This is a genomic window from Oribacterium sp. C9, assembly GCF_002007235.1.
Classification (GTDB): Bacteria; Bacillota; Clostridia; order Lachnospirales; family Lachnospiraceae; genus Oribacterium.
The window spans coordinates 1-1,731 of the sequence record NZ_MUHW01000057.1; the positions used below are offsets into that span (position 1 = coordinate 1).

2 protein-coding genes are annotated in these 1,731 nt (G+C 43.4%); both read left to right on the forward strand.

Annotated features, from left to right (window positions below; all coding sequences use genetic code 11):
• The first annotated feature begins 57 nt into the window (after positions 1-57).
• On the forward strand, positions 58-759 hold the full coding sequence (locus tag BXO88_RS16760; protein ID WP_044996862.1) for a helix-turn-helix domain-containing protein: 702 nt from the start codon (positions 58-60) through the stop codon (positions 757-759).
• A gap of 26 nt (positions 760-785) precedes the next feature.
• Positions 786-1,652 carry an IS3 family transposase gene (locus BXO88_RS16765; RefSeq protein ID WP_078038743.1) on the forward strand — a complete coding sequence of 289 codons (867 nt, stop codon included), beginning with the start codon at positions 786-788 and terminating at the stop codon, positions 1,650-1,652.
• The last annotated feature ends 79 nt before the right edge of the window (positions 1,653-1,731 follow it).

Here is a 1,731-nt window from a genome sequence, read left to right on the forward strand (position 1 = left end):
TGATATGCTCCCCCCAAGTAGGACACTGAAATATAAAACCTACTTGGGGGAATTTTTATGTCCAGAAAAAGTAAGATAGATCCTGTTCTGAAAGTAGAGCTAGTTGAGCGATATCTAAGGAATGAAATTGGAATTCGAGAAGCAGGAAGGTTGGCTGGATTGTCGGGGAACGGAACCGATTCTATCCGGAAATGGATTACTATCTATCAGAATGAAGGCCCCATCGGACTTTTGGAACAGAAAAGATACAAACATTATCCATTAGACTTAAAGCGTAAAGCAGTACATGCATATCTTCATGGAGAAGGATCTTTGTTGAAGATAATGGAGCGGTACAATATTCGTTCAACAAAGACACTCCAGGATTGGATAAAACAGTATAATACTCATGGAGAAATCAAATCTTGCACCAGCGGAGGCGGTAGCTACATGAGAAAAGTCAGACAAACCACACCTGAAGAGCGTTATGAAATCGTACAAGATTGTTTTGCCAATGATAAGAATTATGGTGCGATGGCACTGAAGTATAACTGTTCTTATCAGCAGGTACGTAACTGGGTGCTGCGGTATGAGCAGATGGGCGCAGCTGGCCTAGAAGACCGACGAGGTCGGCGAGCCGGCACACAACCTGCTAGAACTCCAGAAGAAGAACTGCGGGATAAGATTGCCGAATTGGAACGTAAGAACCGAAACCTTCAGATGGAGAATGATCTGTTAAAAAAAGTCAGAGAGTTAGAGATGAAAGACCGCTATCTCTGACTCGTTATCTGTATAAATATCAAGCGATCAAGGAATTATCTGAAGAGCAGCACTATCCTGTACAGCATCTTTGTGAATACCTGCACTTATCTCGAGGGGCCTATTACCGCTGGCTGAAAAAACCGGTAAGTTACAGTGAAAAGCGAAATCAGGAGATTGCGGAAACGGTCAAGGTTATCCATGAAGAGCATCCGGATATGGGATATCGCAGGATACGGGATGAATTGAACCGGCATTATGACATCGATGTCAATGATAAACGGATTTTGCGGATCTGCCGTAAAGAGCATATCCAGTCTACAATCAAGTGGAAGCCTAAGAGTTGTACCAGAAACAGCGATGATCCGGCACATATCGCAAAGAATTATCTGAACCGAGATTTTCATGCTGATGCTCCGAACGAGAAATGGCTTACTGATGTAACGGAGTTCAAGTATTATATCGGCCCTGAGGTTCGCAAGGTGTATCTGAGCGCCATTTTGGATCTTTACGACCGAAGAATTGTAGCTTTCGAAATCGGAGACCATAATGACAATCCATTGGTTATGAATACATTTGATGCAGCTGTAGCACTTGAGCCGAACGCTCACCCACTGTTTCATAGTGACAGGGGGTTCCAATATACAAGTAAACAGTTCTTTACAAGATTGAAGAAACATCACATGAAGCAGAGCATGTCTCGAGTTGCACACTGCATTGATAACGGGCCAATGGAGGGCTTCTGGGGCATCCTGAAGCGCGAGAAGTACTATGGAAGACGATTTACGTCTCGGAAAGACATGGTCTATGCTATCGAGAACTACATAAGCTACTATAACAATGAACGAATCCAACGGAATCTGCATTTGATGACGCCAATCGAGTACCATGAACAGTACTATTTGGCGGCATAAAAATACCGCCAGCTATATTCATAACTGGCGGTAGGGAACTTTTTGATTTTTTACTGTCCGCTTGACGGGTAGCATACCA